The organism is Methanocalculus natronophilus, from assembly GCF_038751955.1.
GTDB classification, from domain to species: domain Archaea; phylum Halobacteriota; class Methanomicrobia; order Methanomicrobiales; family Methanocorpusculaceae; genus Methanocalculus; species Methanocalculus natronophilus.
This window is the reverse complement of the sequence record NZ_JBCEXH010000112.1, coordinates 1-552: the sequence shown is the minus strand read 5'-3', so window position 1 is coordinate 552 and position 552 is coordinate 1. Positions and strand designations below refer to the sequence as shown.

Sequence of the window (552 nt, the reverse complement as noted above, 5' to 3'; positions counted from 1 at the left end):
AAGGCGATATTTTCTTATATAGTGACCCTGATTACTATGTGGATGGGTTTGAAAAAGGGCTAGCGCTTTTTGATAGAGATCATAACTGTGCTGCGCTATTTGGCATGCGTTATTTTGGTGAACATAAAAAAGGTAGCCTTACTATGGCTTGGTCTTTGGCCAAACGACAAAACTTTACAGCGGCACATGGTGGCATTAAAAAGATTAAACGTTCTTCACAAAATCCATACATTATGAGTGTCTTTGGACTCTCAGGCAGTGGAAAGAGTACAATTACCCACGCTAAACACGATGGAAAATATGATGTAGAAGTCTTGCATGATGATGCGTTTGTGATTGAAAATGATGAGCTATATACGGTGAGTTTAGAGCCTTCATATTTTGATAAAGTTCAAGATTATCCAACTGACTCTAAAGATAACCGCTTTTTATTGACTGTACAGAATGCTGCAGTCACTAAAGATGAAGATGGTTTAGTTGTGCCTGTTACGGAAGATATTCGAAATGGAAATGGTCGTGCAGTAAAATCAATCTTTTGGACCCCTTCAAGAG

At 38.4% G+C, this 552-nt stretch carries 1 protein-coding gene; it reads left to right on the top strand.

Going from position 1 to position 552, the window contains the following annotated elements; translation table 11 throughout:
• Window positions 1–552 (top strand): phosphoenolpyruvate carboxykinase (ATP) (locus ABCO64_RS10740; RefSeq protein ID WP_343089473.1); only part of this gene is annotated, 552 nt, incomplete at both ends.